The organism is Microbacterium sp. (genome assembly GCF_043427715.1).
Classification (GTDB): domain Bacteria; phylum Actinomycetota; class Actinomycetes; order Actinomycetales; family Microbacteriaceae; genus Microbacterium.
Genome location: NZ_JBHWTD010000125.1, coordinates 1 through 4,209 on the forward strand (window position 1 = coordinate 1; position 4,209 = coordinate 4,209).

Genomic DNA, 4,209 nt, shown 5'->3' on the forward strand with positions numbered 1-4,209 from the left:
TCTCTTGCATCCGTGGGGACCCCCGCCCGCGGCGCTCGCGATCCCGCTCGCGCCCGGACCGCGCGCGGACTGGTTCTCGCCGCAGGCGTACGCGCAGCTCTTCGACGCGGTCTGGTCGGTGTCGGCGGACGCCGACCGGGTCGGCATCCGCCTCGACGGGCCACCGCTCGTGCGCACGCATCCCGGTGAGCTGCCGAGCGAGGGCATGGTCCCCGGCGCCGTGCAGGTGCCGCCGAACGGGCTGCCGGTCGTCCTCGGCCCCGACGGCCCGGTCACCGGAGGCTACCCCGTGATCGCCGTCGTCACCGACGCCGGCCGCGACCTGCTCGCGCAGGCCCGGCCCGGTTCCCGCGTGCGGTTCCGGCCCGCCCGCTGAGAGCCGCCCCCAGCCCGATGTCACCCCGGACGCGTAGGGTCGTGGCCATGTCTCTCACCCTCATCTCACGCTCGGTCGCCCCGCTCACGCTCGTCGCGCTCCTGGCGATGACCGGGTGCACGGGCGACTCCGCTCCGGCTCCGGAGGATGTCGCGTCCGCTCCGTCGGTCTCGCCGGCCACGGGGGAGACGGTCACCGGCGAGGCCTACACCTTCCAGGCGCCCGAGGGCTGGGGCTACCCGGACGAAGCCCCCGAGGGCTACGACGAGAGCATGTTCGTGGCCGACCTCACCGATCTCGACGACGGCTTCACCGACAACCTGAACGTCATCAGCTCTCCGGCGGGCGAGATCACCCCCGAGCAGGTCGAGACCGCCGGCATCGCCGAACTCGAGGCCGCGGGGGCGACCGATGTCACGGCGCTCGATCGCGTCACCGCCGCGGGGGGCGAATCCGCCCACCTCACGGCCGGATTCACGGCCGAGGACATCTCGTACACGATCGATCAGTACTACCTCACCGACGCCGGCCAGACCCACATCGCGACGTTCTCGTTCAGTCCCGACGTCTCGCAGGCGGAGCGCGATGAGCTCGCGGCATCCGTCCTCGCCACCTGGACCTGGAACTGAACCTCATCCCGCGCCGGATGAGAGAGATCTCATCGACCGATCGGGCTTTTCCCCTTGCAGCGGCGGCCGCTCGGCCTAGGCTCGAAGGCGACACTCCGCACCTCATTCCGGTGGTGTCGATTCGGGTTCGGCGCCTGCGCATTCGGGAGCGCGTGGCGCCGGCTCCACCGGCTCGGGCCCTCCACCCCGAGCCGGTGGAGCAGTCCCGAGACCGTCGGCCGGAGGCCTCGAGTGGATGCCGCTTCCCCGCCCCTCCGGCGGGATCCGGGAGCGGCGCGCGGTTATACCGCAGCATCCCGAACTCGTCAACGATCCGGGTGGACACGGCGCGTCGGCTGTTCTATAGTGGGTAGTTGCGCTCCCCTCTACTTGCCCTCATATGGTGGTCGGCTTGTGCCTGCGCCCCCGACGTTCCGCGTCGGCGCGCGCCGCAGGCGTCGGATTGGGGAGTACTCCACCTGACGACAAGGAAAACCAGCCCTCCCCGGGCTCACGGAGGTAATTCCCTTGGCTGCTGCGCGCAACGCAACTCCCACCACCACCCCCAAGAACGGCCGCGGAGCATCCCGCCTCTCGTTCGCCAAGATCTCCGACACGCTGACGGTCCCTGACCTTCTTGCGCTGCAGACCGAGTCGTTCGACTGGCTCGTCGGCAACGAGGCGTGGAAGGCGCGCGTCGCCGAGGCTCAGGCCGCCGGTCGCACCGACGTCCCCGAGATCAGCGGCCTCGAGGAGATCTTCGAGGAGATCTCGCCGATCGAGGACCTGGGCGAGACCATGCAGCTCTCGTTCACGAACCCGTACCTCGAGCCGGAGAAGTACTCGATCGAGGAGTGCAAGGAGCGCGGCAAGACCTACGCCGCCCCGCTGTACGTCGAGGCCGAGTTCATGAACCACCTCACCGGTGAGATCAAGACGCAGACCGTCTTCATGGGCGACTTCCCGCTGCAGACCGCGCGCGGCACGTTCATCATCAACGGCACCGAGCGCGTCGTCGTCTCGCAGCTCGTCCGTTCGCCCGGTGTCTACTTCGACAAGACGCCCGACAAGACCAGCGACAAGGACATCGTCTCGGCTCGCGTCATCCCCAGCCGTGGCGCCTGGCTCGAGTTCGAGATCGACAAGCGCGACCAGGTCGGCGTCCGCATCGACCGCAAGCGCAAGCAGTCGGTCACCGTCTTCCTCAAGGCCCTCGGCCTGACCACGGAGGACATCCGTGAGGAGTTCGCCGGCTTCAGCTCGATCGAGGAGACCCTCGAGAAGGACACGATCCTCACCAAGGAGGACGCGCTCCGCGACATCTACCGCAAGCTCCGTCCGGGCGAGCAGGTCGCCGCCGAGGCTGCCCGCGCGCTGCTGGACAACTTCTACTTCAACGCGAAGCGCTACGACCTGGCCAAGGTGGGTCGCTACAAGATCAACCAGAAGCTCGGCATCGACAAGCCGCTGAGCGACTCGGTGCTGACCGTCGAGGACATCGTCGCGACGATCAAGTACCTCGTGCGCCTCCACCGCGGTGACGTCAGCTACGACGGCGTCCGCGGCGGCAAGCCCGCCGAGATCCGCCTGGACGTCGATGACATCGACAACTTCGGCAACCGTCGCATCCGCGCCGTCGGCGAGCTCATCCAGAACCAGGTCCGCACCGGTCTGTCGCGCATGGAGCGCGTCGTCCGCGAGCGCATGACCACGCAGGACATCGAGGCGATCACGCCGCAGACCCTGATCAACGTCCGTCCCGTCGTGGCGGCGATCAAGGAGTTCTTCGGCACCTCGCAGCTGTCGCAGTTCATGGACCAGAACAACCCTCTCGCGGGTCTGACCCACAAGCGTCGCCTCTCGGCGCTCGGCCCCGGCGGCCTCTCGCGTGAGCGTGCCGGCGTCGAGGTCCGCGACGTCCACCCGTCGCACTACGGCCGCATGTGCCCGATCGAGACGCCGGAAGGCCCGAACATCGGTCTGATCGGTTCGCTTGCCTCGTTCGCGCGCATCAACGCGTTCGGCTTCATCGAGACGCCGTACCGCAAGGTCGTCGGCGGCAAGGTCACCGAGCAGATCGACTACCTCACGGCGGCCGAGGAGAGCGACTACATCGTCGCCCAGGCCGGTGCCGAGCTGAAGAAGGACGGCACGTTCGTCAACGAGCGCATCCTCGCCCGTCGCGGGCAGGGTGGCGAGGTCGACCTCTTCCCCGCCGACGAGATCGGCTACATGGACGTCTCGCCGCGCCAGATGGTGTCGGTCGCGACCTCGCTCATCCCCTTCCTCGAGCACGACGACGCGAACCGCGCCCTCATGGGTGCGAACATGCAGCGTCAGGCCGTCCCGCTGCTGCGCAGCGAGTCGCCGATCGTCGGAACGGGTATGGAGGGCTACGCCGCCATCGATGCGGGTGACGTGATCACCGCCGAGAAGGCCGGTGTCGTCTCCGAGGTCTCCGCCGATGTCGTCACGGTTCAGCTCGACGAGGGTGGCACGCAGGACTACTTCCTCCGCAAGTTCGATCGCTCCAACCAGGGCACGTCGTACAACCAGCGCGTGGTCGTCTCCGCCGGCGAGCGCGTCGAAGCCGGCGAGGTCATCGCCGACGGTCCCGCCACCGAGGACGGCGAGCTCGCCCTCGGCAAGAACCTCCTCGTCGCCTTCATGACGTGGGAGGGTCACAACTTCGAGGACGCGATCATCCTCAGCCAGGAGCTCGTCAAGAACGACACCCTCTCCTCGATCCACATCGAGGAGTACGAGGTCGACGCGCGCGACACCAAGCTCGGCAAGGAGGAGATCACCCGTGACCTCCCCAACGTCAGCCCCGACCTGCTGAAGGACCTCGACGAGCGCGGCATCATCCGCATCGGCGCCGAGGTCCGCCCCGGCGACATCCTCGTCGGCTAGGTCACGCCCAAGGGTGTGACCGAGCTGAGCGCCTTGGAGCGCCTGCTCCAAGAACAAGCGCCGTTGGAGCGCGCTGTCGAGCTGGCCAACGAAAAGCTGGAAAAGGCCCAAGTCGTGATGCAGACGCACAAACGCGAAGCGGACGAAGCGCATACTGCGATTTTGCGCCTCACAGCCTCGCGCGAGGAGCTCGATACGACGCTGGCGTCGTTGACAGAACAGGAAAAGCAGCTTGAAGCGCATGACGCAGAACGACACGCCGCCATCGAGGACATGCGTACAAAAATAGCCGAAATGGAGCGGATCAACACG

At 67.6% G+C, this 4,209-nt stretch carries 3 protein-coding genes and 1 pseudogene; all 4 read left to right on the forward strand.

Features of this window, described 5'->3' with window-relative positions; genetic code table 11:
* Positions 1-376, forward strand: a 376-nt coding sequence (locus ACHFGS_RS13510) for a biotin-dependent carboxyltransferase family protein (protein WP_394289551.1), incomplete at its 5' end; no start/stop codon positions are given.
* Positions 377-423: 47 nt separating this feature from the next.
* On the forward strand, positions 424-1,005 hold the full coding sequence (locus ACHFGS_RS13515) for a hypothetical protein (protein WP_394289552.1): 582 nt from the start codon (positions 424-426) through the stop codon (positions 1,003-1,005).
* Between the two features lie 507 nt (positions 1,006-1,512).
* A pseudogene (rpoB, locus tag ACHFGS_RS13520) lies at positions 1,513-3,894 on the forward strand (DNA-directed RNA polymerase subunit beta); the annotation flags it as partial.
* Positions 3,895-3,912: 18 nt separating this feature from the next.
* On the forward strand, positions 3,913-4,209 hold a 297-nt coding region (locus tag ACHFGS_RS13525), incomplete at its 3' end, for a hypothetical protein (RefSeq protein WP_394289553.1).